This window comes from Xanthomonas sp. F10 (assembly GCF_014206815.1).
GTDB lineage: Bacteria > Pseudomonadota > Gammaproteobacteria > Xanthomonadales > Xanthomonadaceae > Xanthomonas_A > Xanthomonas_A indica.
Map to the genome: position 1 here is coordinate 910,827 of NZ_JACHNP010000001.1, position 26,759 is coordinate 937,585.

General features: G+C 69.3%; 24 protein-coding genes. 10 read left to right on the top strand and 14 right to left on the bottom strand.

What is annotated here, in order from left to right; all coding sequences use genetic code 11:
• Window positions 1–125 precede the first annotated feature (125 nt).
• From FHR56_RS04060 to FHR56_RS04080, 5 genes are all read right to left on the bottom strand, one after another.
• Window positions 126–1,025 (bottom strand): GNAT family N-acetyltransferase, encoded by a 900-nt coding sequence (locus FHR56_RS04060; RefSeq protein ID WP_160946044.1) that lies wholly within the window; start codon window positions 1,023–1,025, stop codon window positions 126–128.
• A gap of 7 nt (window positions 1,026–1,032) precedes the next feature.
• Window positions 1,033–2,274: a cupin domain-containing protein gene (locus FHR56_RS04065; RefSeq protein WP_160946045.1), complete on the bottom strand. Its 1,242-nt coding sequence runs from the start codon at window positions 2,272–2,274 to the stop codon at window positions 1,033–1,035.
• A gap of 276 nt (window positions 2,275–2,550) precedes the next feature.
• Window positions 2,551–3,153 (bottom strand): DUF3060 domain-containing protein, encoded by a 603-nt coding sequence (locus tag FHR56_RS04070; protein WP_160946046.1) that lies wholly within the window; start codon window positions 3,151–3,153, stop codon window positions 2,551–2,553.
• A gap of 61 nt (window positions 3,154–3,214) precedes the next feature.
• On the bottom strand, window positions 3,215–4,582 hold the full coding sequence (purB, locus tag FHR56_RS04075; protein WP_160946047.1) for an adenylosuccinate lyase: 1,368 nt from the start codon (window positions 4,580–4,582) through the stop codon (window positions 3,215–3,217).
• Window positions 4,583–4,814: 232 nt separating this feature from the next.
• Window positions 4,815–6,128 (bottom strand): hemolysin family protein, encoded by a 1,314-nt coding sequence (locus FHR56_RS04080; protein WP_160948230.1) that lies wholly within the window; start codon window positions 6,126–6,128, stop codon window positions 4,815–4,817.
• A 370-nt stretch (window positions 6,129–6,498) separates the two neighbouring features.
• Between FHR56_RS04080 and FHR56_RS04085 the strand changes: the two genes are divergently transcribed.
• The gene (locus FHR56_RS04085) at window positions 6,499–7,503 is read left to right on the top strand and encodes a YiiG family protein (RefSeq protein ID WP_160948231.1); all 1,005 of its coding nucleotides are present in this window, start codon (window positions 6,499–6,501) and stop codon (window positions 7,501–7,503) included.
• A gap of 328 nt (window positions 7,504–7,831) precedes the next feature.
• On the top strand, window positions 7,832–9,265 hold the full coding sequence (locus FHR56_RS04090; protein WP_160948232.1) for a class II fumarate hydratase: 1,434 nt from the start codon (window positions 7,832–7,834) through the stop codon (window positions 9,263–9,265).
• 375 nt (window positions 9,266–9,640) lie between these two features.
• Here FHR56_RS04090 and FHR56_RS04095 read toward each other — a convergent pair whose 3' ends face one another.
• Both FHR56_RS04095 and FHR56_RS04100 read right to left on the bottom strand, forming a co-directional pair.
• A complete protein-coding gene (locus FHR56_RS04095) occupies window positions 9,641–10,081 on the bottom strand; it encodes a hypothetical protein (protein WP_160948233.1) in 441 nt (146 codons plus the stop codon).
• A gap of 78 nt (window positions 10,082–10,159) precedes the next feature.
• Window positions 10,160–11,527, bottom strand: a complete 1,368-nt coding sequence (locus FHR56_RS04100) for a PLP-dependent aminotransferase family protein (protein ID WP_160948234.1) — start codon at window positions 11,525–11,527, stop codon at window positions 10,160–10,162.
• Window positions 11,528–11,689: 162 nt separating this feature from the next.
• Between FHR56_RS04100 and FHR56_RS04105 the strand changes: the two genes are divergently transcribed.
• A complete protein-coding gene (locus FHR56_RS04105) occupies window positions 11,690–12,553 on the top strand; it encodes a DMT family transporter (protein ID WP_160948235.1) in 864 nt (287 codons plus the stop codon).
• A gap of 100 nt (window positions 12,554–12,653) precedes the next feature.
• Here FHR56_RS04105 and FHR56_RS04110 read toward each other — a convergent pair whose 3' ends face one another.
• The 6 genes from FHR56_RS04110 to FHR56_RS04135 are packed head-to-tail and all read right to left on the bottom strand — an operon-like array spanning window position 12,654 to window position 16,585.
• Complete coding sequence (locus tag FHR56_RS04110) at window positions 12,654–13,208, bottom strand: DUF2884 family protein (RefSeq protein ID WP_160948236.1); 555 nt, start codon at window positions 13,206–13,208, stop codon at window positions 12,654–12,656.
• A 38-nt stretch (window positions 13,209–13,246) separates the two neighbouring features.
• Window positions 13,247–14,071: a DUF4097 family beta strand repeat-containing protein gene (locus tag FHR56_RS04115; protein ID WP_160948237.1), complete on the bottom strand. Its 825-nt coding sequence runs from the start codon at window positions 14,069–14,071 to the stop codon at window positions 13,247–13,249.
• Between the two features lie 42 nt (window positions 14,072–14,113).
• Window positions 14,114–15,106 (bottom strand): ABC transporter permease, encoded by a 993-nt coding sequence (locus FHR56_RS04120; RefSeq protein WP_184502411.1) that lies wholly within the window; start codon window positions 15,104–15,106, stop codon window positions 14,114–14,116.
• A complete protein-coding gene (locus tag FHR56_RS04125; protein WP_160948239.1) occupies window positions 15,103–15,981 on the bottom strand; it encodes an ABC transporter ATP-binding protein in 879 nt (292 codons plus the stop codon). The genes FHR56_RS04120 and FHR56_RS04125 overlap by 4 nt, the downstream gene beginning before the upstream one ends.
• A complete protein-coding gene (locus FHR56_RS04130) occupies window positions 15,978–16,340 on the bottom strand; it encodes a GntR family transcriptional regulator (protein ID WP_017908106.1) in 363 nt (120 codons plus the stop codon). Before FHR56_RS04130 ends, FHR56_RS04125 begins: the two co-directional genes overlap by 4 nt.
• 2 nt (window positions 16,341–16,342) lie before the next feature.
• Window positions 16,343–16,585: a hypothetical protein gene (locus tag FHR56_RS04135; RefSeq protein WP_160948240.1), complete on the bottom strand. Its 243-nt coding sequence runs from the start codon at window positions 16,583–16,585 to the stop codon at window positions 16,343–16,345.
• 128 nt (window positions 16,586–16,713) lie between these two features.
• Between FHR56_RS04135 and FHR56_RS04140 the strand changes: the two genes are divergently transcribed.
• From FHR56_RS04140 to FHR56_RS04170, 7 genes are all read left to right on the top strand, one after another.
• Entirely contained in the window at window positions 16,714–17,280 is a 567-nt protein-coding gene (locus FHR56_RS04140; protein WP_160948241.1) for a glutathione peroxidase, read from the top strand.
• 100 nt (window positions 17,281–17,380) lie between these two features.
• A complete protein-coding gene (locus tag FHR56_RS04145; RefSeq protein ID WP_160948242.1) occupies window positions 17,381–18,331 on the top strand; it encodes an FKBP-type peptidyl-prolyl cis-trans isomerase in 951 nt (316 codons plus the stop codon).
• A gap of 15 nt (window positions 18,332–18,346) precedes the next feature.
• The gene (locus FHR56_RS04150; protein WP_160948243.1) at window positions 18,347–19,693 is read left to right on the top strand and encodes a UDP-glucose/GDP-mannose dehydrogenase family protein; all 1,347 of its coding nucleotides are present in this window, start codon (window positions 18,347–18,349) and stop codon (window positions 19,691–19,693) included.
• Window positions 19,683–19,919, top strand: a complete 237-nt coding sequence (locus tag FHR56_RS04155) for a SlyX family protein (RefSeq protein WP_010344225.1) — start codon at window positions 19,683–19,685, stop codon at window positions 19,917–19,919. Before FHR56_RS04150 ends, FHR56_RS04155 begins: the two co-directional genes overlap by 11 nt.
• A 27-nt stretch (window positions 19,920–19,946) precedes the next feature.
• Entirely contained in the window at window positions 19,947–20,636 is a 690-nt protein-coding gene (locus tag FHR56_RS04160; RefSeq protein WP_184502412.1) for a DUF2058 family protein, read from the top strand.
• 2 nt (window positions 20,637–20,638) lie between these two features.
• Window positions 20,639–22,777 carry an SGNH hydrolase domain-containing protein gene (locus FHR56_RS04165; protein ID WP_160948245.1) on the top strand — a complete coding sequence of 713 codons (2,139 nt, stop codon included), beginning with the start codon at window positions 20,639–20,641 and terminating at the stop codon, window positions 22,775–22,777.
• A gap of 41 nt (window positions 22,778–22,818) precedes the next feature.
• On the top strand, window positions 22,819–23,673 hold the full coding sequence (locus FHR56_RS04170; protein WP_260400238.1) for a transporter: 855 nt from the start codon (window positions 22,819–22,821) through the stop codon (window positions 23,671–23,673).
• A gap of 205 nt (window positions 23,674–23,878) precedes the next feature.
• Here the strand turns inward: FHR56_RS04170 and metH are convergent, their stop codons facing one another.
• Window positions 23,879–26,665, bottom strand: a complete 2,787-nt coding sequence (gene metH / locus FHR56_RS04175; protein ID WP_160948246.1) for a methionine synthase — start codon at window positions 26,663–26,665, stop codon at window positions 23,879–23,881.
• Window positions 26,666–26,759 lie beyond the last annotated feature (94 nt).

Genomic DNA, 26,759 nt, shown 5'->3' on the forward strand with positions numbered 1-26,759 from the left:
GGGCCGCGCGGGCGTAATCAAGCGCAAAAATTATACCCCCATGAACCAGCCGGGGTGTGCATTCGGCGTGGTCAAGGCCGATCCCGGTTCATCCGCGGCGCACGTGGCGGCGCGGTCCGGCGGCCTCACCAACCCAGTGCGCGCAGTTCGCTGCAGGGGCGCGCACGCTCCCAGACCCGGGCGAAGGAGCTGCGCAACTGCCGCGCGCGGGCACTGCCGAGCAGGTCGGTCTCGCCGTCGTAACGGTGACCGAGACCACGGAAGTAGTAGCCGCCGCCCTCGTTGACCAGGTAGGCGGTGGCGTCGCTGCGGTCCACCGGATCGCTGACTTCGCGGAACTGGAACACGCTGGGCAAGCGCTGCGCCAGGGCCAGCAAGGGCGCGCCGGCGCGCTGCGGCGCGGCCGCATCGTGCAGCAGGATCCACACCTGCTTGGCGTGCGCGGCGACCGCGAAGCGGCGCAGTTGCTCCAGCACGCGGGCATCGTCGAGCAGGCCCGGATCCAGCGCGCGGCTGTGGATCAGTACCTGGCGGCGGGCCTGCGCCAGTACCGCGATGCTGGCGGCGATCGCCATCGCCGCGTCCTCCACCGCCACGGCACCGTCGAAGCGGCGCCGCAGCGGCACGGCCTCCGCGGCGGCGGCCATGCCGCCCGCGGGCGGCAGAAAGCCGTGGCGGGCATAGAACGCCAGCGTGGCGGCCGGGGCCTGCAGCTCCAGGTGCGGCCAGCGCCGGCGTTGCGCCGCCTCGACCAGGCCACGCAGCAGCGCGCTGCCGACACCGCGCCCGCGCCAGCCGGGCAGCACGGTCAGTGCGGCGATCCGCCGGTCCGCGCCGAGCCGCACCGCGCCCACCGCCTGGCCGTCGTCGCTGCGCGCGACCAGGTGCTCGCCCAGCGCGTCCAGCGCCGCCGCGGCGGTGTCGGCGGAGTCCGCGGCGGCACCGGTCGCGGCACGCAACGCGCGCAGTTCGGCGCCGTCGCGGACGGGATCCAGCGCAGCGATACGGAAACCGGGGCCGGGCATGGTCGGATCAGCTCGCCTCGGCGTCCTCGTCCTCGGCATCCTGCGCGTCCAGCGGCTGATAGAAGCCGCCTTCGATCAGTTCCAGCAGGGTCTGCCTGCCGGCCGCCGACAGTGCCGCGTAGTCCGTGCCGTCGAGGTGCTCGGCCGCGGCCAGGCGCTTGGCGTCCTTCACCGGCAGCGCGAATTCCAGGCCGCTGCAGAACAGCATGGCGCCGCGGCTGGCGCGCCGCCACGCCGGCCGTGCCCAGGGATGCCGTTGCAGGACCAGGCCCTGTTCCAGCGCCGCGGCGATCTCCGCCGCCGGCGGCAGCCCGGCCGGCGGCAGGATCTCGCCGGCGGCACGGTAGGTGGTGATGAAGCGGCCGAACCAGGCACCCAGCTTGTCCGGATCGTTCATGCGCAGCGCGTTCAGCGCCTCGACCACGCGGCCCATCGCCGCCGTGTCGATCTCGTACGGGTCGGCCGGCGCCTGCAGGTCTTCGTCGTGGTAGCGCAGCGCCTCGTCGGCGCCGTCGATCAGGGTGTCCAGGTAATCGGCGATCAGCTCGGCCGAGGACGGCGCACGCATGCCCACCGAGAAGGTCAGGCAGGCGTCCTCGGCCACGCCGTGGTGCGGCACCAGCGGCGGCAGATACAGCATGTCGCCCGGCCCCAGCACCCAATCGTGGGTCGGGTCGAACTGGCGCAGCAGCTTCAGTTCCACGTCGTCGCGGAAGTCGGTCGGCGGCGCCGGCCGGCCCAGCGCGACGCTGGCGTCGATCTGCCAGCGGCGGTGGCCATGGGCCTGCAGCAGGAACACGTCGTAGTGGTCCACGTGTGCGCCGACCGAGCCGCCGCGCGCGGCGAAGCTGACCATCACGTCGTCCACCCGCCAGCGCGGCAGGAAGCGGAACTGCTCGAGCAGGGCGCGGATGTCCGGGTCCCATTTGTCCACGTCCTGCACCAGCAGCGTCCAGTCGTGGTCGGGCATGCCGGGGAACTCGTGTTCCTGGAACGGGCCGCTGCGCACGCGCCAGCGGTCGTTGGCGCGGTCGTGCTCGATCAGCCGCGACAGCGCCGCCTCCTCGCACGCCAGCCCGGCCAGGTCGCCGGGCTCGATCGGCGAGACGAAGCCGGGGAAGGCGTTGCGGATCAGCAGCGGGCGCTTGTGCCAGTAGTCGCGCAGGAAGGTCGCGGCGGGCATGCCCAGCGGTTGCCCGGGGCGGGCGTGGAGTTCGAAGGCGGGAGCGGCGGTCTTGCGGGCAGCCATGTGCAGTGGGTCCTTGCGACGCGGAAGGTAAAGGGCGGGCGCGCAGCGGCGCCGGCCGGACCCGGCCATTGTCCGCCGGTTTGGCGCGTGTGGCCATCGCGCTGGCCTTCGTGTGCGCCGCTGCGCGCGGATGGGCGGCCGGGCGGAGGCCCTGGCCGTGTGTCGTGACCGCGTATCGTGGGTGACCACGTGCGCAGGCCATGGGCGGCGCTAGGCGCATACGAACTGGGCGATGACGGCGACCCTCAGGGCAGTGGGGGCGCAGCGTCGGTCGCGCTACTGGACGAGGATGCGGTTGTCGCGGCCGCCGTCGTCGACCTGAGCGCTGCCGCTGCGCTGGACGATGGCGTTGTCGTTGCCCTGCAGGGCGATGGTGGCGATCTCGGTGGCCTGCAGTTGGTTCTGGTCGCCGGACACGTCCAGGGTCGCGATGCGTGCCATCTGCAGCCGGCCATTGCGGCCGAACAGCGCGACCTGCCCCGCGTCGCCGCGCATCGCCACCTGGGCGTTGTCGCCGAGCACGCGCAAGGTGTCGGCCCGCTCGATCTGCAGGTTGCCGTTGCGGCCGAACAGGCTGACGGTGGCGCAGTGCCCATGCAGCACCAGGGTGGCGTCGCGGCCGACGATGTTCAGGTCGCGACCGTCGCAATCGATGTCGCCGCTGGCCGAGGCGACCATGCGGATCGGCGCTTCCGCGTCGCGCTCGTCGCCATCGGCAATGTCGCCGGCCGACGGCGCCGCCGCGATCGGCGGCGCGGCCTGCATGATCACGGTACGCGGGGCGGCGGTGTGCGCGCCATCGCCGGCCGGCGGGCGTGGCGCCTGCGCGCAGCCGGCCAGGGCCAACAGCGGCAGCACAAACAACGGGGTGTGTCTCATCGCGGGGCTCTGCTGTGAGCCACCAGCATGCCCCCGGCCGATTAACCCAGGATGGACGGCCCTAGATGGCGCGCGCCAGCCGCTCGGCCAGGCCGACGTAGCCGCCCGGGGTCAGGTCGCGCAGGCGCTGCTTGGCGTCCTCGGGCAGTTCCAGGGTCTCGACGAAGGCGCGCATCGACTCGGCGGTGATGCCCTGGCCGCGGGTCAGCGCCTTGAGCTGCTCGTAGGGGTTGGGCAGGCCGTGGCGGCGCATCACCGTCTGCACGGCTTCGGCGAGTACTTCCCAGGCGGCATCCAGGTCGGCATCCAGGCGCTCGGGGTTCACGGTCAGCTTGCCCAGGCCCTTGGCCAGCGAGTCCAGCGCCACCTGGGTGTGGCCGAAGGCGGTGCCGAGCGCGCGCAGCACGGTGGAGTCGGTGAGGTCGCGCTGCCAGCGGCTGATCGGCAACTTGGCCGAGAAGTGCTCGAACAGGGCGTTGGCGATGCCGAAGTTGCCTTCGGCGTTCTCGAAATCGATCGGATTGACCTTGTGCGGCATGGTCGAGGAGCCGACCTCGCCTTCCTTGAGCTTCTGCTTGAAGTAGCCCAGCGAGATGTAGCCCCAGATGTCGCGCGCCAGGTCGATCAGCACGGTGTTGGCGCGGCGGGTGGCGTCGCCCAGTTCGGCGACGTTGTCGTGCGGCTCGATCTGGGTGGTGTAGGGGTTGAATACCAGGCCCAGGCTTTCCACGAAGCGCTGCGCGAAGCCCGGCCAGTCGACGTCGGGGTAGCTGGCGACGTGGGCGTTGTAGTTGCCGACCGCGCCGTTGATCTTGCCGGTCAGCTCGACCGCGGCGATCTGCCGGCGTTGCCGCTGCAGGCGCGCGACCACGTTGGCGATCTCCTTGCCCAGGGTGGTCGGCGAGGCGGTCTGGCCGTGGGTGCGCGAGAGCATCGGCTGTGCGGCCTGTGCGTGGGCGAGCCCGCGCAGCGTGGCGATCACCGCGTCCAGGGTCGGCAGCAGCACCTCGCGCCGGGCCTGCTCCAGCATCAGCCCGTAGCTGAGGTTGTTGATGTCCTCGCTGGTGCAGGCGAAATGCACGAACTCCAGGGCCGGGCCGAGTTCGGCGTCGTCCTTGAGCTGCTCCTTGATGAAGTACTCCACCGCCTTGACGTCATGGTTGGTGGTGCGCTCGATCTGCTTGACCCGCGCCGCGTGCTCCACGCCGAAGCCGTCGGCCAGCGCGCGCAGGCGTTGCGCCGCCGCCGGCGAGAACGCGGCCAGTTCGCCGATGCCCGGCTCGGCGCCCAGCGCCAGCAGCCATTCGATCTCCACCTTCACCCGCGCCTTGATCAGGCCGTATTCGGAGAAGATCGGCCGCAGGGCGTCGACCTTGCCGGCATAGCGGCCATCGAGCGGGGACAGGGCGAGCAGGGCGGAATCGGACATGGCGGGGGCGTGGGGTGGTGTCGGCGGGGGCGCCATTCTACGTCGGCGCGGCGTCCGTGGCCTGGGCTGGGGTGTGTCGTACTCCCTGAGCAGGCCGCACCACGGCCCTTCGGGTCGGGCGTGGCAGACGCCGGCGGCGCTGCGTGGCGTGACCTGGCGGCCAGTCGGGCGCTGCGCCCAGGCAATGCCGGCGCCTGCCTGCCAGACGCAGGCGACACACTGCGGCACACCCTCACGAAGGAATGACGGACCCCAGCCGCACGGTCACCGCCTGGATGCGGTGCCCGGCCATGCGCTTGACCGTGAACAGGTGGCCGTCGATCTGCAACTGCTCGCCTTCCTCGGGCAGGCGCTGCAACTGATGCACGATCAGCCCGCCGACCGAGTTGAGGTGCTCCGGCGCGTGCAGGTCGCGGCCGAGCAGGCGTTCGAGGCGGAAGATCGAGGTCGAGCCGGCCACCAGCACGCTGCCGTCGGCGCCGCGGGTCGGCGCGTCCTTGACCACGTGCGGGTGCTCGTCCTCGATGTCGCCGACCACCACTTCCAGCAGGTCTTCCAGGGTGAAGTAGCCGAGGATGCGACCGTGCTCGTCCACGCACAGCGCCATGTGCGTGGCGCCGGTGCGGAAGCGCTCCAGCACCAGCGGCACCGGCGTCTCCAGCGCGATCAGGTTGGCCGGGCGCAGCAGCGCGCCCAGATCGTCGCTGCGGCGGCCGCGGGCGATCTCCACCAGCAAATCCTTCATGTGCAGGATGCCGAGCACCTGCTCGCCGTCGCGGTCGAACCACGGGTAGCGGCTGTAGCGGCTCTCGGCGAACTCGGCCATCACCGCCTCCAGCGCCATGCCCTCGCGGAACGCGCGCAGATGGTCGCGCGCGCGCATCAGGTCGCCGGCGACCAGTTCCGGCAGCTCCAGCGCATGGCTCATCAGGGTCAGTTCGTGGTCGGGCGCGCCGCCGGCGGGGTGCTGGCGGCCCACGATCAGCTTCAGTTCCTCGCGCGAGTAGCGGTGCGAGGCATGCTCGACCTCGCCCCAGCCAACGGCCTTCAGCAAGCCGTTGGCGCTGGTGTTGAGCAGCCAGATGGCCGGATACATCGCCCAGTAGAACAGGTACAGCGGCGCCGCGGTCCACAGCGACATGCGCTCCGGGCGGCGGATCGCCATCGACTTGGGGGCCAGTTCGCCGAGCACGATGTGCAGGAACGAGATCACGCTGAAGGCGATGACGAAGGCGCTCAGGCGCGCCGCCTCCTCGCTCAGCCCCAGCAGGTCGAACAGCGGCTGCAACAGGTGCGCGAACGCCGGTTCGCCGACCCAGCCCAAGCCCAGCGATGACAGGGTGATGCCGAGCTGACAGGCGGACAGGTAGGCGTCGAGATGGCCGTGCACATTGAGCAGCAGGCGGCCGCGCCAACCGTGGTGCTCGGCCAGGCCCACGGCCTGGGTATGGCGCAGCTTGACCAGGGCGAACTCGGCGGCGACGAAGAAGCCGTTGAGCAGCACCAGCAGCATCGCCAGTGCCAACAGCAGGAGGTCGCCGATCATGTGCGGTCCCCGGCGCGCGCCGCTGGCGCGTCATCGCGCCGGGCGGGAGGGGTGGAAACGGCGGAGTGCGTGGTCCGGCGCAGCGTGCGCCATCTACAGTCTGAATCGTCGCCCATGGCGGCGTGGAAGTTCCATCGGTGATACGTCGCCGCAGTCTAGCCGATGCGCCATGGCGGCGGCGCCCGCGGGCACCGTCTCGCGCATTCGGTCACAGGCAAGCGTCGCCAACGAACACCCGCACAAGCGCGCAACCGCTGTTGCGAATCCCCAGTCCCGACTCCCCAATCCCGGCCCTCCAGCCATCACGCCGCGACAATCTTTTCGTTTGCTAGACTTTCTGTAACCGTTTTCAACATCAACGTTCCCCCCAATGAAATCTTCTTTGCGTCTGGCGGCGCTGGCCGCCGCTGTGTCCGTTTTCATGACCGCCTGCGGCGGCAAGCCCTCGGCCACGCCGACCGATTCCGATGCCAGTGCCGATGCCCGCCATGCCTCCGCCGATACCGCTGGCAGCGAAACGGATCAGGCCCTGACCAGCAAGCTCAACGCCTACATCGAATGCTTCAACAAGGTCGATGGGCGCATCCACGAAGGCGCGCAGCAGTACATCCGCTGGATGGCCGACCCCAAGGCCGGCCCGACCGGCAAGGAAACCAGCGTGTATGGGCCGGCCCCGATCGACGAGTACGCGATGAAGCTGTGCGATGCGCCGATGACCCAGGCGATCGCGGCCAAGCCGGCGCTGCCGGCGCTGGATGCGGCGGCGAAGCGCTATCTGGCCGCGTTGAAGACGCTGCAACCGTTGGCCAACCAGGCCCGCGACTACTACGACCGCGAGGATTACCAGGACGACCAGTTCGCCAAGGGCAAGCAACTGCATGCGCCGCTGATGGCCGCGCTGTCCGAATTCCACGAAGCCAGCGAGGCCTTCAGCCATGAGCTGGAGGCGCAGAACGATGCCGCGCAGCGCGAGCAGTTGAAGGCGATGGAGAAGGCCGAAGGGCGCACCCGCGAGTTCTACCGGCTGTCGATGATGCTCGAGGCCAAGGAGATCGCCGGCCTGATGCAGGACGACGACTTCGACACCGCCAAGGCCACGGCGCTGGTGGCCGGCTTCAACCGCCTGTCCGACGAGGCGCACGCCAAGGTCGCCGACCAGGAGCCGGGCAAGTCCGACTGGGCAGGCTTCGAAAGCGCGGCAGAGAATTTCCGCAAGGAATCCAAGGCGCGGATCAAGCGCGTGGCGGACAAGATTCCGTACAGCGCATTCGAGCAGCGCTCGCTGGACAATCCGATCGTCGCACCGGAAGGCTCGCCGGCGCGCCTGCTCAAGAGCTACAACGACCTGGTGTTCCAGAGCAACCGGCAGCAATGAGCGTCCGGGCCGGCGGCGCATGCCGCTGGCCCTCACCCGTGTCGTCGTCCCGTCGTTTGCCGACAACGGCGCATGGCTCACGCCGTTCGCACCGCGCTGCCTGGCTCCGCGGATCCGATCCGCGCTCGGATGCGGCTGCCGATCGCGGCAGGTCTGCGCCGGGCGGACAAGCCTCCAGACATTCCTAACATCCGCGGGCGCACACTGCTGACGCCGGGCGCTGCGCCGCGGATAATGCGCGCGCCAGCCGCAATCCCGCCAGCCTGCCTCCCCGGACGTCCGACGACGGCGCCGATGGGTTCCCTTTTGCAGATGCGGAGATTGCGCAATGAGTGACAAATTTAGGGTCGAACACGACAGCATGGGCGAACTGCAGGTGCCCGCCGATGCCTTGTGGGGAGCGCAGACCCAGCGTGCGGTGCAGAACTTCCCGGTGTCGGGGCGTCCGATGCCGCGCGGCTTCATCCGCGCGCTGGGCCTGATCAAGGCCGCCGCGGCCGGCGTCAACGCCGACCTGGAGCTGTTGCCCAAGGCCGTCGCCAAGGCGATCCAGGCCGCCGCGCTGGAGGTGGCCGAGGGCCGCCACGACGCGCACTTCCCGATCGACATCTACCAGACCGGATCGGGCACCTCGTCGAACATGAACGCCAACGAGGTCATCGCCACGCTGGCCAACCGCACCGCCAAGGGCGAGGGCAAGAACGGCAGCAAGGCGCTGCCGACGGTGCATCCCAACGACCACGTCAACCTCGGCCAGAGCTCCAACGACGTGGTGCCGACCGCGATCCGGGTCGCGGCGTTGCTGGCCGCGCGCGAGCATCTGTTGCCCTCGCTCAAGCATCTGCGCAAGGTGATCGACAAGCGCGCCAAGCAACTGCAGGGCGTGGTCAAGACCGGGCGCACCCACCTGATGGATGCGATGCCGCTGACCTTCGGCCAGGAGTTCGGCGCCTGGTCGGCGCAACTGGTGTCGGCGCAGGAACGCATCGACGACAGCCTCAAGCGCCTGCGCCGGCTGCCGCTGGGCGGCACCGCCATCGGCACCGGCATCAACGCCGATCCGCGTTTCGGTGGCAAGGTCGCCAAGGCGCTGTCGACGCTGACCGACTGCACCTTCGAGAGCGCCGAGAACAAGTTCGAGGGCCTGGCCGCGCAGGACGACGCGGTGGAACTGTCCGGGCAGCTCAATGCGCTGGCGGTGGCGCTGATCAAGATCGCCAACGACCTGCGCTGGATGAACGCCGGGCCGCTGGCCGGCCTCGGCGAGATCGAGTTGCCGGCGCTGCAGCCGGGCAGCTCGATCATGCCGGGCAAGGTCAACCCGGTGATTCCCGAGGCCACGGTGATGGCCTGCGCGCAGGTCATCGGCCACCACACCGCGATCACCGTGGCCGGGCAGACCGGCAACTTCCAGTTGAACGTGACCCTGCCGCTGATCGCGGCCAACCTGCTGGAGTCGATCCAGTTGCTGGGCAACGTGTCGGTGCTGCTGGCCGATTCGGCGATCGCCGGGCTCAAGGTACGCGAGGAGCGGGTGCGCGAGGCGCTGGACCGCAACCCGATCCTGGTGACCGCGCTGAATCCGATCATCGGCTACGAGAAGGCCGCGGCGATCGCCAAGCGCGCCTACAAGGAGAACCGGCCGGTGCTGGAGGTGGCCAAGGAGGACAGCGGCCTCGGCGAGGACGAGCTGCGCCGGCTGCTGGACCCCGCCGCATTGACCGAAGGCGGCATTCACGCCGGCGCGGGCGGCGGCGGCTGAAGCGCGCTGGCGCTGCGAGCAGAAATGCCTGGCACGGCGTTATGGCGTGCCAGGCGCAGCGGACGATCGCACGGTGAAAGCAGTCGGGACTGAAGTCCCGCCCACATCGTCTCCGGATATCTCGCCGCAAGCACCTGTAGGAGCGGCTTTAGCCGCGAAGAACGAAGGAGGGCGGCAATCGGACACCGAAGGCAGTCGGGACTGAAGTGCCTCCGACATGGCCTCCGGCTGTCTCACCGCAGGCCTCTGTAGGAGCGGCTTTAGCCGCGACGGGCTTTCTCGGTAAAGCCATCGCGGCTGAAGCCGCTCCTACAGGAAGACATCCAGCTTTACTGGAGGCGCTCTTGTGCCGGCACTTGCGCGCGCCGGCGCCCCTCAGCGACGCTCGGCCTGCAGGTTGCCGAAGCTATCGCGGTACGGCTGCAGCGACGGAATGTCGCGCAAGACCGCTTCCTGCGCGGCGGTGATCTCCGGAGTCGGCGCGAAGCCGACCGAGCGCATGTTCGGGTCCGGCGCCGCGGTCTCCAGGGTGCGCTGGCGCTGCATCTGCAGGTGCATGAACAACTGCTGCAACTCGGTGCGCTGCGCGGCCGGCAGCGGCAGTTCGATGTCGTCGATGCGCAGGCTGCCATCGGGGCCGATGGTGGCATTGGCGGCCGGGGCGCGGCGCAGCATCACGTTCATGCTGTCCACTGCCACCCGCGGCTTGCTGCGCTCGGCGCGCGAGGAGGCGGTCTCGCCGCCGCGTCCGCCGCAGGCGGCGAGCAGCAGGCACAGCGACAGCAGCGAGAACCAGGCGAACAGCGTCTTCTTCATGGGGGCAATGCAGTGGGGGAGTAAGGCATTCTAGAACGTGCGGCGGCTGCGGTCGTGGCGAGGCGCGCTGGCCGCGCGCTAGCGGCGCGGGTTCGGGGTGGACTGCATGGCGCGCGCGAGCACGCTGAACATCCGCTCGTCGGTGGATTGCGCCACGTTGAAACGCAGGAAATCGCCCGCGCTCAGCGACTGGCTGAAGGCATTGCCCGGTGCCAGCACCACGCCCTCCTGCAGGCAGGCGCGCGCGATCGCGGCGGCCTCCATATCCGCTGGCAGCCTGCACCAAAGGAACAGGCCGGCCTGCGGGATCAGCCAGGGCCGGATGTCGAGGCCCTGGAGCCGCGCCACGGTCCTGGCCATCTGCTCCGCCAGCCGTCGCCGCAAGGTCTCCATGTGCCGGCGGTAGCCACTGTCGGTCAGGGCGATCAGCACGGCCTCGGCCGCCAGCCGTCCGCCGCCGAAGCTGGTGGCGATCTTCAGGTCGGCGAGGCTGTCGATCCAGTCGCCACGCGCGGCGATGTAGCCGCAACGCAGCGACGCCGACACCGTCTTCGAGAAGCTGCCGACCTGGATGACCCGCGCCAGGCCGTCGAAGGCCGCCAACCGCGGGGCGGGGCTGGTCTCGAAGTCGGCGAAGATGTCGTCCTCGACGATCACCAGGTCCGAGCCCTCGGCCAAGAGCAGCAGCCGGTGCGCCGTCGCCGCGGACAGGGTCGCGCCGGTGGGGTTGTGGATCCCCGAATTGGTGATGTACAGCCGCGGGGCGTGCGCCTGCAGTGCAGCTTCGAAGTGCGCCACATCCGGTCCGTTCGGCGTGTAGGGCACGCCCACGAGCTGCACGCGATGCGCCTTGAGCAAGGCATGGAAATTGAAGTAGCACGGGTCGTCGACCAGCACCGTGTCGCCGGGCGAGAGCAGGAAACGGCCGATCAGGTCGATCGCATGCGTTCCCGATTCGGCGAGCAGGATCTGTTCGGGCGGCGCCTGCACGCCATTGCTCGCCAACCGTCGCGACAGGAACTGGCGCAAGCCGGGGTGACCCAGGGGCGTGGCGTACTCGGTCAGTTCCAGCGTGTCGGCGCGCGCCAGCGTGCGCAGTGCGCGGCGCATGCCCGCGCCGTACAGCCACTCCGGGGGCAGCCAGCCGCAGCCGGGCTTGAGCGCACGCGCATCCGCTTCCAGCGACTGCCGCGACACCCACAGCGGATCGATCTGCCTGTCGAGCTTCGGGCCGAGGTGCGCCAGCGCCAGCGGGGCCACGGACCCGGCCACATAGAAGCCCGACCCCGGTCGCGCCACGATCGCGCCTTCGGCCGCCAGCCGCTCGTAGGCTTCCACCACCGTCGACACCGATACGCGCAGCGCGCGCGCCTGTGTGCGTACCGAAGGCAGGCGCGCTCCGGGCAGGCTGGTGCGGTTGGCGATGCGGGCGCGGATATCGGTCATCACCGCATCGATGCGCGTACCGGGTGCTTCAGGTCTGTCCACTGTCGTCGTCTGTACTGGGTCTTGAGGCATAACAGTACTGCGAAACCGTATTGGACCGTATCTGGCCGCAGCGGCTTCGCGCGGCGTCTACTACAGCGGCGACGCAACCGGGAGACTCGCATGGAAAAGATCACCAGTGGCTGGATCAATGGATGTATCGGCGTGATGATTTTCGCGGGGTCGTTGCCGGCGACCCGCGTCGCGGTTGCCGATTTCTCTCCCGTGTTCCTGACCTGCGCCCGCGCCAGCATTGCCGCCGCACTTGGGCTAGCGCTCCTGCTCGCGTTTCGGCAGCCGCGTCCGCGCCCCGCCGAGCTACCCGCCTTGGCGATGACGGCGCTGGGGGTCGTGGCCGGGTTTCCGCTGCTGACCGCGCTGGCGCTGCAGCACGTCACCTCGGCGCATTCCATCGTGTTCGTGGGCCTGCTGCCGTTGTGCACCGCCGTCTTTGCCGTGTTGCGCGCCGGCGAACGCCCGCGTCCGTCGTTCTGGGTGTTCTCGCTGGCCGGTGCCTCCAGCGTCGTCGGCTATGCGGCGATCGGCGGGATCGACGCCTCGCTGCGAGGCGATCTGCTGATGCTGGCTGCGGTGGCGCTGTGCGGGCTGGGCTATGCGGAGGGCGCGCGCCTGTCGCGCACGCTGGGCGGATGGCAGGTCATCTGTTGGGCGCTGGTGCTGTCGTTGCCGCTGATGGTGTCCCTGGCCTTGCTGACGCAGCCCGCGTCGTTCGGCGCTGTGCGGATGCCGGCATGGCTCGGCCTGGGCTATGTCTCGCTGTTCAGCATGTTGATCGGCTTCGTGTTCTGGTACCGCGGCTTGGCGCAAGGCGGGATCGCGGCGGTCGGGCAACTGCAGTTGTTCCAGCCCTTCATCGGCTTGGGCCTGGCGGCGCTGCTGCTGCACGAAACGGTGAGCTGGACGATGCTGGCGGTGACCCTGGTCGCGGTGGTCTGCGTGGCCGGCGCGAAACAGTACGCCCGCTGAGACCGCGAGCCGCCCGGCAAACGTTTGCACGACTGCCGGGTGGAGCGCGAACATGGCGGGCGGTTGTGGACGAGCGTCGCGGCAGCGCGGCTGCCGCTGGTTACGCGGCCGAGTGCCTGCAGTCGCTGACGTCGCTGTCGTCAAGGGTGGAGTAGGGACGGAACGCCGGCACCTTCTGCATCAGCGCATCCTGCGCGGCACGCAGCGCGGCGACCTGGTCGCAGATCTTCAGCGCCGCCTGCTTGATCTTGTCGGCCTGCGCCTCGACCTGCGCACCGATGTGCTCGGTGTCGCCGCTGAGCACGCCGCTGATGGCATCGCCGGCCGCCTTCACGCCGAGCGCCGCCCCGGCCTTGCCGACTTCCACGCCCTGCTTGCCCACCGCCTCGATCTGGCTGCGGTAGGCCAGCAGCAGGCGTTGCTGCTCGGCGTCCAGCGCGACCGGCTTGCCGTCTATCAGCAGCTTGCCGTCGCGGGTGATGGTGGCCGGCGGCTGTCCGTCGGCCTTCAGGGTCAGGTCGCCGTTGAGGAAGGTCAGGCTTTGCGCGCCGCCGTGATCGACCACGACGCGGTCGTTGGATGAGCGTTGGCAGGCGCTCAGCGCGAGCAGGGTGGCCAGGGCGACGCCGGCCAGGGGCAGGGAACGGAACTGCATGGGCGTGTCCTCGTACGAAAGGGAGAAAGCGGAGGAGATCAGCGCGGCTTGGGCAGGTTGACGCTGCCGCGCACGCCACGGTGGGTGACGTCGCCGCTGCCGACCTTCTGCACGCTCAGGTTGCCGCCGACGTTGCCCACGTCCAGGTCGCCGGAGCCGACGGTCTGCACCGCGACGCTGCCGCTGACGTCGCGCAGTTGCACATCGCCCGAACCCACGCTGTCGAGCTGCACGCTGCCGCGCACGCCGTGCACGGTGAGGTCGCCGGAGCCCACGGTGCCGACCTTGACGTCGCCGCCGACCTGATCGGCCTTGACGTCGCCCGAACCCAGCGTCGGCAGGGCCACGCTGCCGACATTGCGCAGTTCGATGTCGCCGGAGCCGACCGTGGCGCTGACCGCGCCGCGGATGTTCTGCGCGTGCAGGTCGCCGGAACCGATCTTGGCGTCGAGCGAGGCCACGCCGCTGATCTCGGCATCGCCGGAGCCCAGTTGCAGCTGCACCGGCAGGTTGGCGGGAATGCTGCCGGCCACGTTGAGGTAGGCGTAGCGGTTGCCGACGCTGATGCCGTGGATCTTGCCCTCGTGCTTGAGCGTCACCACCAGGGTATCGCCGTCGTGGCGCTGGCGCAGGGTCAGCTCCTTGAGCATGTCCTCGTCGGAGGCGCAGGCGCGGCCGCGCAGCGTGGAGTCGCCGCCGCTGGCGCCGCTGAGCTTGAGGTCGTTCTGCTGCACGTCAAACAGCACCGACTTGACGCCGGCCAGGTCCAGCTTCAGTTCGCGCGGTTCGGAATACTTGCAGTCGTCGGCCATGGCGACGGCCGGCAGCGACAGCAGCGCACACAGGGCGAGGGTCTTGCGCATCGGGATACTCCTTGCAGAAAAGGGAAGGGGACTGCGCTGCGATCAGGCTTCGTCGCGCCAGCGGCGCACGTAGATCGCGGCGACGATGAAGGCCACGCCGACGGCGGCGCCGATCCACATGTCCGGGTCGCGGAACAGCACCCAGCTGTCGCCCAGGTGGATCGCATTGACCAGGTCCTGCGGACCGCTGATGTGGGTCTCGGCCACCTGCTCGTTCAGTACCGGGCCCCAGCTGCCGGGCAGCACGCTGAGCAGGCCGCGATAGACCACCGTGTACCAGATCAGATTGTGGTTGACATTGAGCATCGGCAGGATGCCCATCATGCTGGCGGTCACGCAGCCCAGGATCGGGATCAGCACCGCCCACAGGAACGGCTTGCTGCGCGCCCAGGCCGAGCACAGCATCAGCCAGCCGATCGCCGGCAGCGACCACATCACCTGTACCGGCAGCGCGGCCAGGACCATGCCGATGATGCGCAGCGGGTGCGATTCGGTGAAGACCGCGGTGCTCTGCGGGATGCCGTTGACCGACAGGGTCAGGGCGGTGACCACCCACAGCGCCAGGCCGATCAGCAGGCCGACGCCGATCGCCAGCAGCGGCGCCAGCAGCAGCGCCCAGGCGGCCTTGGACAGCACCGTGCCGGTGTCCGACAGCGGCAGCGACTTCCAGAACAGCACGCTGCGGTCGCGGCGGTCGTCGTACAGCGCGCCCAGCGCGTAGAAGAACACCACGAAGCCGACCACGATGCTGGCCAGCAGGACGCCGGCGAGCATGGTGCCGTCGCCGACCGCGCCGATGATCTGGTGGGCGTTCTGGGCCTGGCCGTCCCACTGCACGTCGTTCAGGCGCGAACCGCCGCCGTGGTTGCGGCCGGCGATGCTGCCGATGATCGACAGCACCGTGTACAGCGCGGCGACGATGCCGCCGGTGATGACCGGGGCCCACAGGAAACCGCCGCGGTGTTCCCAGAACTCGCGCTTGAGCAGCCACGTGAAGGTGGACACGGGAGAGATTGTCTTGGCGGGAGCGTTCATGCGTAGGTGCCCTTCATGATGGCGACGAACAGGTCGGCCAGGCCGGGAGTGCGGGTTTCGCCGAGCGCGGCCAGCTGCGCCTGCGGCACGCCGTCGTACAGGAACACCGACTTGCCGAACGGCAGGCCGCGTTCGTCGATCGGCTGCAGCGCGCGCGCCGCGTCGATGCGCTCGGCCGGCACCAGCAGCTCGGTGTAGCGGGTGGCCATGTGCTCCATGTCGGCGCTGAGCACGATGCGGCCGTCGCGGATGAACAGCACGTCGGTGAGGATGTGCTCGATCTCCTCCACCTGGTGGGTGGTGATGACGATGGTCTTCTGCTCGTCGAAATAGTCTTCCAGCAGGCGCTGGTAGAACTCCTTGCGGTACAGGATGTCCAGGCCCAGGGTCGGCTCGTCCAGCACCAGCAGGCGCGCGTCGATCGCCATCACCAGCGCCAGGTGCAACTGCACGATCATGCCCTTGGACATCTCGCGCACCCGCAGCTTGGGCGAGAGCTTGGTGTTGGCCAGGAAGCGCTCGCACTTGGCGCGGTCGAAGCGCGGATGCACGCCGGCGACGAAGTCGATCGCCTCGCGCACCCGCATCCAGCGCGGCAGCACCGCCACGTCGGCGATGAAGCACACCTCGTTCATCAGCGCGTCGCGCTGCTTGCGCGGGTCCATGCCCAGCACGCGCAGTTCGCCTTCCACCGCAGTCAGGCCCAGCACCGCCTTCAATGCGGTGGTCTTGCCGGCGCCGTTGGGGCCGATCAGGCCGACGATCCGGCCGGGCGCGATGGTGAAGGACGCGTCGGCCAGCGCCGGCTTGTGGTTGTAGGTCTTGCGCAACCCCTGCGCAGAGACGACGGATTCGGATGCGACAGCGGCAGTCATGGCGTTTTCCCCGGTGGCAACAAGTCTTGCAGTGTCAGGCCCAGGCGCTGGATGCGTTCCAGCACCAGAGGCCACTCTTCGTTGAGGAAGCGCTCGCGCTCGCTGCCACGCAGCTTCTGCGCCGCTTCCTCGGTCATGAACATGCCCAGCCCGCGGCGCTTCTCGACCAGGGCCTCGTCGGCCAGTTCCTGGTAGGCGCGCGAGACGGTGATCGGGTTGAGCTGGTATTCGGCGGCCACCTGGCGCACCGAGGGCAGGGCGTCGCCGGGCTTGAGGATGCCGTCGAGCATCATCGCGATGACGCGCTCCTTCAGCTGGCGGTAGATCGGAGCGCCATCGCTCCATTGGATATCGCTCATGGTCAGCTCCGTGGGCGCAGGGTGCGCGCGAAGGAGAAATAAGGCACGGACAGCGAGGCCCGCAGACGCCGTACCGCCGGGGCGGTGGCGGGTGCGGCGCCGGTGGCGCTGTCGTCGTGCGGCGTGCTGGCGCCATAATCCAGCGGCCGTCCCTGGTGGCGTTGGGCGCCGATCCAGCTCGCGCAGAGCAGGGTGCCGACGATGACCAGGGCCGGAAGGCTGCGCTGGAAGCGTTTGAGATTCATCGTGGGACCTGCTCTGGGTGAGTGGTGTTGTATTTAACTATAACACCGTTACACGGCATGTCAACACGCTGCGGACCCAACTTCCGACCTGGTCGTACGCGACTTCCCTTTCTCTTCGACGGTGCCCCATGAAATTTTCCAAGCGTCTGTTTTTCCTCGCGATCCTGGCCGCTGCCGGCACCGTCGGCAGTGCCTGGGCGGGCTCCTTGCTGGACCGGGACTACCGTCCGCTGGCCGGCAAGGACAAGGTGAACCTGAACAAGACCTACGGCGGCAAGGTGCTGCTGGTGGTCAACACCGCCAGCAAGTGCGGCTACACCCCGCAGTACGACGGCCTGGAGAAGCTGCAGCGGCAGTACGCGGCGCAGGGCTTCAGCGTGCTCGGCTTCCCGTCCAACGATTTCAAGGGCCAGGAGCCGGGATCGGAGAAGCAGATCCAGGAATTCTGCACGCTCACCTACGGGGTCAAGTTCCCGATGTTCGAGAAGGTGCACGTGATCGGCGACGAGGCCACGCCGCTGTACAAGCAACTGACCCAGGCCACCGGCGTGGCGCCGGGCTGGAATTTCCACAAGTATCTGATCGCGCGCGATGGGCGCGTGGTCGCGCAATTCCCGAGCAAGGTCACGCCGGACGATCCGGCCTTGCGCAGTGCCATCGAACGCGAACTGAAAGCGCAGCCTGCGTCGCACTGAAAGCGAGTCAACATCTCGGCCGCGCATGCGACAATGCCGGCCTCTGTCTGCGCCATCCCGGCGCGTCCAGTTCACGGTTCACTTCCAGGGAAAGTAGCGAATGAAGATGGGAATGCGCGGCGCCGTGGCGTCGCTGGTGGTGGGGATGATGCTGGCCGCCGGCCAAGCGCAGGCGCAGGCGCCGGCTGCCGGCAGCGCGACGACGACGCTGAGCAGCGAGAAGCAGAAGGTCAGCTACGCGATCGGCATGGATGTGGCGCGTTCGTTCGAGCCCATCGCCCAGGACATCGACGTCAACGCGCTGCAGCGTGCGATCGAGAACGCGTTCAAGGGCGGCAAGCCGCTGTTGTCCGACGAGCAGACCCAGGCCACCGACACCGCGCTGCGCACGCAACTGGCCGCGCGTAACGGCCAGCCGGTGCCGGGCATGGCGCCTGGCACGCAGCCGCCGCCGGTGTCCAAGGAGAACGTCGGCCTGATGCTGGGCGACCGTGCGGTCGGCCCGTCGCTGGCGCGGATCCAGAACGACATCGACCTGCCGACGCTGATGGGCGCGGTGCGCACGGTGTTCGCCAAGGGCCAGACCGCGATGACCCAGGAGCAGGCGATGGCCACGCTGCAGGCGTTCGGCGCCTCCAAGCAGGCTGCCGTGGCGACCAAGAACAAGCAGGAGGGCAACGCCTTCCTGGCGCAGAACAAGAACCAGAAGGGCGTGATCACCACGCCGTCGGGCCTGCAGTACATGGTGCTGCGCGAAGGCAGCGGCGCGCGGCCCACGCCCACCAGCAAGGTGCGGGTGAACTACGAAGGCAAGCTGCTCGACGGCACCGTCTTCGACAGCTCCTACAAGAACGGCCAGCCGGCCGAGTTCTCGCTGAGCCAGGTCGTGCCGGGCTGGAGCGAGGGCGTGGCGCTGATGCCGGTGGGGTCCAAGTACCGCTTCTGGATTCCGTCCAACCTGGGCTACGGCCCGCAGGGAACGCCGGGCGGCCCGATCGGCCCGGATGCGATGTTGACCTTCGACGTGGAACTTTTGAACATCCTTCAATAACCGAAAGGAGATTACATGCGCGTAGCGATATTCGGCACCGGCTATGTCGGGCTCGTCACCGGAACCTGTCTGGCCGAAGTCGGCCACCATGTGGTGTGCGTAGACATCGACCAGGCCAAGGTGGATGGGCTCAACAAGGGCGTGGTCCCGATCTACGAGCCTGGCCTCTCGCCGATGGTCAAGGCCAATCACGCCGCACGGAGGCTGTTCTTCACCACCGATGCGGCCAGCGCCATCGCGCATGGGGATATCGTGTTCATCGCCGTCGGTACGCCGCCGGACGAGGACGGTAGCGCAGATCTGCAGTACGTCCTGGCGGTGGCCCGCACCATCGGCCAGCACATCCAGGGGCCGACCATCGTGGTCAACAAGTCGACGGTGCCGGTGGGCACCGCCGACAAGGTGCGCGCGGCGATCGCCGCCGAGCTGGAAGCGCGCGGCGAAGCGATCGAGTTCGACGTGGTCTCCAACCCGGAGTTCCTGAAGGAAGGCGATGCGGTGGCCGACTGCATGCGGCCGGACCGCATCGTCATCGGCAGCAGCAAGCCCGGCTCGGCCGCGCGCCTGCGCCGCCTGTACGCGCCGTTCAACCGCAACCACGACCGCATCGTGGAGATGGACGTGCGTTCGGCCGAACTGACCAAGTACGCGGCCAACGCGATGCTGGCGACCAAGATCAGTTTCATGAACGAGATCGCCAACATCGCCGAGCGCGTCGGCGCCGACGTGGAGAAGGTGCGCCAGGGCATCGGCTCGGATCCGCGCATCGGCTGGCACTTCATCTACCCGGGTGCCGGCTACGGCGGCTCGTGCTTCCCCAAGGACGTGCAGGCACTGGCGCGCACCGCGCAGCAGTACGGCCACGCGCCCAGGCTGCTGGATGCGGTGGAAGCGGTCAACGAGGCGCAGAAAGGCCACCTGTACGAGCTGATCCAGCGCCACTACGGCGCGGCACAGCCGCTGAAGGGCAAGACCTTCGCAGTGTGGGGCCTGGCGTTCAAGCCCAACACCGACGACATGCGCGCCGCCTCCAGCCGCCGCCTGCTGGCGCAACTGTGGGAAGCGGGCGCCACGGTCTGTGCCTACGATCCTGAAGCGACCGAGGAGGCCAAGCGCATCTTCGGCGAGCGCGCCGACCTGCACTTCTGCAGCGATGCCTTCGATGCGCTGGAAGGCGCCGACGCGCTGGTGGTGGTCACCGAGTGGAAGCAGTTCCGCAGCCCGGACTTCACCCGCATGAAGGAGCTGATCGGCGATGCGGTGGTGTTCGACGGCCGCAATCTCTACGATCCGCAGGAAATCGAGAGCTTCGGCCTGGCGTACTACGGCATCGGCCGCGGACGTTCGATCCATGCAGCATGATTTTTCCACCCAGGATCGGTTGCTGGAGAACCGCCTGATCGAGCTGGAAACGCGCCTCTCCTTCCAGGAGCAGGCGCTGGCGGAAATGAGCGATGCCCTGGCCGAAGCGCGGATCGAAAGCCAGCGCAACGCCGAGTTGCTGCGTCACCTGCTCGAAGATCTGGGCAAGGTGCGCAGCACGCTCTACGCCGACCCGGCCGACGAACCGCCGCCGCCGCATTACTGATCCCCCGAACCGATCGATTCCGTCCCGATGAGCGATACCCTCCGCGAGCAGTTGCTGGGCCTGGGCTTCAAGCCTGCGCCAAAACCCGAACGCAAAGCCCCGCCCGCCGCGCCGCGGCCGCAGGGACGGCCGGGCCAGCGCCCGGCACCGGCCGGGGCGCGCGGCGAGCGCGCTCCCGGCGGCGCGCCCAACGCCGGCAAGCCCGGCGGCGGGCGCGGCCGTCCGCACGGCCACGGCCAGGGCAAGCCGCAGGGTGCGGGCGGCCAGCCTGCACGGCCGCCGCGCAGCCGCGAGGACATCGACCTGGCCAAGGCCTATGCGATCCGCGCCCAGCGCGAGAAGGACGAGCGGATCGAGGCGGAGCGGCAGAAGCAGGAAGAAGCACGCCTGCGCCGCGAGGCGCGGGCCAAGCTCGACGCGTTGCTCAAGGACCAGGCGCTGAACCAGTCCGAGGCCGACATCGCCCGCCACTTTCCCTATGGTGGCAAGATCAAGCGCATCTACGTCACCGCCGACCAGCTCAAGGCGCTCAACGCCGGCGAGCTGGGCGTGCTGCAGCAGAACGGCCGCTACCTGCTGGTGACCGCGGCGCTGCTGGACCAGGCCGAAGCGATCTTCCCGGCAGCGGTGGCGCTGCGGGTGGATCCGAACGCGCCGGCCGAGGAAGACCCCTACGCCGATCCCAAGTACCAGATCCCCGACGATCTGGTCTGGTAAGCGTGGCACTGCCAGGGACGGGCACGCAGGACGCCGGGCGTCTGCGCACGCCGCCGCACGCGGGCGGCGGTTACCTGCCGTACGTGGATGGGCTGCGCGCGATCGCGGTGCTGGCGGTGATCGCCTACCACCTCGATCCGGCGTGGCTGCCGGGCGGGTTCACCGGCGTGGACATGTTCTTCGTGATCTCCGGCTTCGTGGTCAGCGCCTCGCTGCAGCGCTTGCCGGCGGCCGGACAGCTGGGCGTGTTCGCGCAGTTCTACGCGCGGCGGATGCGCCGCATCGCGCCGGCCCTGGTGGCGTGCCTGCTGGTCACGGGGCTGGCCAGCGGCCTGTTCATTCCCGAGTCCTGGCTCAGCGAGACCAGCGCCAAGACCGGGCGCATGGCCTTCGTCGGCCTCAGCAACTGGGTGCTGGCCGCGACCGGCAACGATTACTTCTCGCCCAAGGCCGAATTCAATCCCTACACCCACACCTGGTCGCTGGGCGTGGAGGAGCAGTTCTACCTGCTGTTCCCGCTGTTGTTCCTGGCCTGGAACCGCGGTGGCCGCGGCCGGCTGTGGTCGACGCTGCTGGTGGCGCTGGCCTCGGCCGCCTCGCTGGCGTTCGCCTGGCGGCATAGCCGTGACGCCGGCGATGCCGCGGCGGCGTTCTATCTGACCACCGCGCGCTTCTGGCAACTCGGCAGCGGGGTGCTGCTGTACCAGGTGCTGGCATTGCGCGGACGATACGACGCCGGCACACAGGCGCCGCCGCCGGCTGCCTGGACCTGGCGTTCGCCATTGCTGGCGGTGGCGCTGGGAGCGGTGGCGGTCGGCCTGTGGCGCGCGCGCCCGGGCCACTCGCCGTGGCCGGATGGCCTGTGGCCGGTACTGGGCACGCTCGGCCTGCTGGCGCTGCTGCATGGTGCTCCGGCCGGCTGGACCCGTCGCGCGCTGGCCCACCGCCTGCCGGTGGCGATCGGCCGCGTGTCGTATTCGCTGTACCTGTGGCACTGGCCGGTGTTCGTGCTGTTCCGTTGGACCGTCGGCCTGGAATCGGCGCCGGCCAGGGCCGTGGCGCTGCTGCTGGTGGCGGCGCTGGCGCTGGCCTCGTACCGCTGGGTGGAGCTGCCGTGGCGGCATGGCCGGATCGGCCGCGTGCGCACCCCGGCGCGGACCGTCGTCGCCGGCCTGGGCGTGGTGCTGCTCGCCGCGGGCACCCATGCGCTGCTGCAGGACACCCAGCGCTACTACGGGCTGAGCACGGTCAGCCGGCATCCGCTGGACTGGTACGCCTATGCCAAGGGCCTGCGCCGGGAATTCCCGCACTGCGCGCTGCAGACCCGCCAGGTACCGGTACAGGTGGGCAGCGCCAAGCTGTTCGAACGCGGCGCCTGTACGCTGCACAACCGCGCGGGCGGCCGTTTGTTCGTGGCCGGCGACTCGCATGCGCTGGCCTACAACGAACTGCTGCGGCGCTTTGCGCTGCAGAGCGGGATGCCGGTGCGCCTGTACGGCGTCGGCGGTTGCCCGATCGTCGGCCTGCAGGCCTGGCAGGCGAGTAACCCCGGCTGTCAGGCCTACGAGCGCAGCACCCTGGCCGACGTCGCCGCGCATGCGCGCGATGGCGATGTGCTGTTCCTGCCCGCGTTGCGGGTGCTGCGCCTGGCCGACCAGGACCGCCTGTTCGACGAGACGGCGGTGATGGCCGAGCAGGAAGGCGCCGAAGCGCAGGCCGCGCGCAGCGCTGGCGAAGCGGCCGCGCTGGCGCTGCTGCAGCCACTGGCGCAGCGCGGCGTGCGCATCGTCTTCGAGGCGCCCAAGCCGGTGCTGCGCGCGCCGCCGTATCGCTGTTCGGATTGGTTCAACCGCGGCAATCCGATCTGCGCGCGCGGCATCCCGATTTCGCGCGCAACCATGGAGCGTTACCGCGCACCGGTGCTGCAGAGCCTGCAGCGCATCGCCGCGCAGCTGCCGCATGCCTCGGTGTGGGATCCCTTGCCGCTGCTGTGCGACGCGCAGCGATGCAGCGGCCGCCGCGACGGGCGCCCGCTGTTCTTCGATGCCGATCACCTCAGCGGCTACGGCAACCGCGTGCTGTTGCCGGACTTCACGTCGCACATCGCGGCGATCCAGGCACACTCGCCGCCGGCGCCTTGAGGCGCAGCCCCTCCGCCTCCCGCCTCGCAAGGAGTTCGCGCATGCCTGTTCCACGTTTTCTCGCGCCGCCGTCGCTGGCGGTGTCGGCGTCCGTCGCCGCCCGCCATGGCCGCCGGCCGCCGTTGCGCCGCCGCGGCGATGTGCTGTTGCGCGGGGCGCTGCTGCTGGCCGCCACTGCCGGCAGCGCCGGCGTGGCCTGCGCCGACGACGCACCGGCGTTCGACCGGCCTGGCATCGGCTTCGCCTCGAGCACCCTGCAGCGCGGCCAGGTGGCCTGGGAGCAGGCGTTCTTCGATGGCAGCTACGACCGCGACGGCGACGTGCGCAGCACCGAGTACGTCGCCAACAGCCGGCTGCGGATCGGCCTGAGTGCGCGCACCGAACTGCAGTTGGCGATCGACAGCCAGGTGTGGCAACGCGTGCGCGGCGGCGGCCAGGACCGGCGCGGGCACAGCGGCGGCGACGCCAGCATCGGCCTGAAGCAGGCGCTGCCGAGCACCCGCGACGGCTTTACCTGGGCGCTGCTCGGCAGCGCCAGCCTGCCGGTCGGCCGCGCGCCGTACGGCGATGCCGGCCACCGCTACGACCTGGGCCTGAGTGCCGGGTGGGACCTGCCGCAAGGACGTAGCGTGGCCCTCTATGGCAATGTCAGCGACAGCGAGGACGGCTCCGGCTGGAGCGTCTCGCCGAGCTACACCTTCTATGCCGGCGACACCCTGAGCGCCTACGTCGAGGCCGGCATCGGCGGCGGCGAGGACGACATGCGCGCGCTCGGCAGCGGCGTCACCTGGCTGTTCGCCAAGCGTGTGCAACTGGACGTGTCGGTGTTGCGCGGTCTCTCCTCGCAGACCCCGGACTGGCAGGGCGGCCTCGGCATTTCGGTGTTGTTGCGCTGAGCGCGCCGTGCGCGTTGCGCCTTTTCGCAGCGGTCTTGGGCGCGCGACGCGCAGAGGCTGCACGCGGGATCAAGCCGCACGACGCCTGGTCATGTGCGTCTCGATCCGCGCACCGGTGCGCGTGCGACAAGCCGGCGCTTCCATCAGCGCCAGCGCGTCATCGTTGTTTCGATCCACGCACGCGTGAGCGCGCGACGGTGCCGGCTCACTCCGGGTCATAGTCCAGGTTCGAGGCCAGCCAGCGCTCGGCCTGTTGCAGCGAGACACCTTTGCGCCGGGCGTAGTCGGCGAGTTGGTCCTTGCCGAGCCGGCCGACCACGAAGTACTGGCTCTGCGGGTGGCTGAAGTAGTAGCCGGACACCGCGGCGGTCGGCAGCATCGCGAAACTCTCGGTCAGCGACATGCCGGCGTTGCGTCCGGCGTCGAGCAGCGCGAACAGGGTCTGCTTTTCGCTGTGGTCGGGGCAGGCCGGATAGCCGGGGGCGGGACGGATGCCGCGGTAGCGCTCGGCGATCAGCGCCTCGTTGTCCAGCGCTTCGTCGTCGACATAGCCCCAGAACTCGGTGCGCACGCGTTGGTGCAGGCGCTCGGCCAGCGCCTCGGCCAGGCGATCGGCCAGGGCCTTGAGCAGGATCGCGTTGTAGTCGTCATGCGCGGCCTCGAAGCGCGTCACGTGCGGCTCGATGCCGATGCCGGCGGTGACCGCGAACGCACCGATCCAGTCCTGCTTGCCGCTGTCGCGCGGGGCGATGAAGTCGGCCAGGCAGAAGTCCGGTCGCTCGGCGGGTTTGTCGACCTGTTGGCGCAGGAAGTGCAGGAGGTGCCGGGACTCGGGACCCGGGACCCGGGACCCGGGGGAAGCAGATCCCAAAGTGTCGGCAGTTTCTTGCTGTTGCGGGTCTTGGGTCCCGGGTCCCGGGTCCCGCCCAACCACCACTTCCACATCATCGCCCACCGACTGTGCCGGCCACAGCCCGAATACCGCCTTGGCGGTCAGCCATTTCTCCTCGACGATCCGCTGCAGCATCGCCCGCGCGTCCTGGTACAGCTCGCTGGCCTGCTGGCCGACGATCTCGTCGGTGAGGATCGCCGGGAACTTGCCGGCCAGTTCCCAGGCCTGGAAGAACGGGGTCCAGTCGATCAGCGGGACCAGGTCGTCCAGCGGGTAATCGTCGAACACATGCAGGCCGGGCTGGCGCGGGGTCGGCGGGGTGTAGGCGTCCCAGCCGCCGTCGAAGCGCTGCCCGCGCGCGTGCGCGAGCGAGACCAGGCGCTTGGCGTCGCCGCGGTTCTTGTGGCGCTGGCGGATCTCGGCGTAGTCGGCGTCGTTGGAAGCGACGAAGGCCGCGCGCAGTTCGCGCGAGATCAGCGATTGCGCCACGCCCACCGCGCGCGAGGCGTCCTTGACCCACACCGTCGGCGCCGCATAGTGCGGGTCGATCTTCAGCGCGGTGTGCGCGCGCGAGGTGGTGGCGCCGCCGATCAGCAGCGGCATCGAAAAGCCCTGCCGCTGCATCTCGCGGGCGACGTGGGTCATCTCTTCCAGCGACGGGGTGATCAGCCCGGACAGGCCGATGATGTCGGCGTTCTCGGCGCGGGCGCGGTCGAGGATGGTCTGGGTCGGCACCATCACCCCCAGGTCGATCACGTCGAAGTTGTTGCAGGCCAGGACCACGCCGACGATGTTCTTGCCGATGTCGTGCACATCGCCCTTGACCGTGGCCATGATGATCTTGCCGTTGGACTTGCCCGTGTCGCCGCTGCGCAGTTTCTCCGCTTCGATGTAGGGCAGCAGGTAGGCGACCGCCTTCTTCATCACCCGCGCCGACTTCACCACCTGCGGCAGAAACATCTTGCCGGCGCCGAACAGGTCGCCGACCACGTTCATGCCGTCCATCAACGGGCCTTCGATCACGTCCAGCGGGCGCGCGGCCTGCTGCCGCGCCTCTTCCGTATCGACCTCGACGAACTCGTCGATGCCGTGCACCAACGCATGGCTCAACCGCTCGCGCACGGTCTTTTCGCGCCAGGCCAGCTTTTCCCGATTCCCGATTCCCGCCTCCCGATTTCCCGCCTTTTTGTAACGCTCGGCGATCTCCAGCAAGCGTTCGGTGGCGTCGCGGCGGCGATTGAGGATCACGTCCTCCACGCGCTCGCGCAGCTCCGCATCCAAGTCGTCGTAGATCGGCATGCCGCCGGCGTTGACGATGCCCATGTCCATGCCGGCGGCGATGGCGTGGTACAGGAACACCGAATGGATCGCCTGGCGCACGGTCTCGTTGCCGCGGAACGAGAACGACACGTTGGAGACGCCGCCGGAGACGTGGCAGTGCGGCAGGGTGCGCTTGATCTCGCGGGTCGCCTCGATGAAGTCGACCGCGTAGTTGTCGTGCTCCTCGATGCCGGTGGCCACGGCGAAGATGTTCGGGTCGAAGATGATGTCTTCCGGCGGGAACCCGACCTGCTCGGTGAGGATGCGGTAGGCGCGGGTGCAGATCTCCACCTTGCGCGCGCAGGTGTCGGCCTGGCCGACCTCGTCGAAGGCCATCACCACCGCCGCGGCGCCATAGCGCAGCACCTTGCGCGCCTGTTCGACGAACAGCGCCTCGCCTTCCTTGAGCGAGATCGAGTTGACCACGCTCTTGCCCTGCAGGCACTTCAGCCCGGCCTCGATCACGCTCCACTTGGAGGAGTCGACCATGATCGGGATGCGCGCGATGTCCGGCTCGGACATGATCAGGTTGAGAAAGCGCACCATCGCCTTCTCCGAATCGATCAGGCCCTCGTCCATGTTGACGTCGAGGATCTGCGCGCCGTTGGCGACCTGCTGGCGCGCCACCTCCACCGCTTCCTCGTAGCGCTCTTCCTTGATCAGCTTGCGGAACTGCGCGCTGCCGGTGACGTTGGTGCGCTCGCCGACGTTGACGAACAGCAGGTCCGGGGTCAGCAGCAACGGCTCCAGGCCGGACAGGCGGGTGTGGCGGGCGGACATGGTCAGCGTTCCGGAAACGGAGAGGTGCAGGCGCGCGCGCAGGCGGCACCGTGCCGGCGCAGGAGTACGGGGGCGAGGACGGCGGGCATGCGCA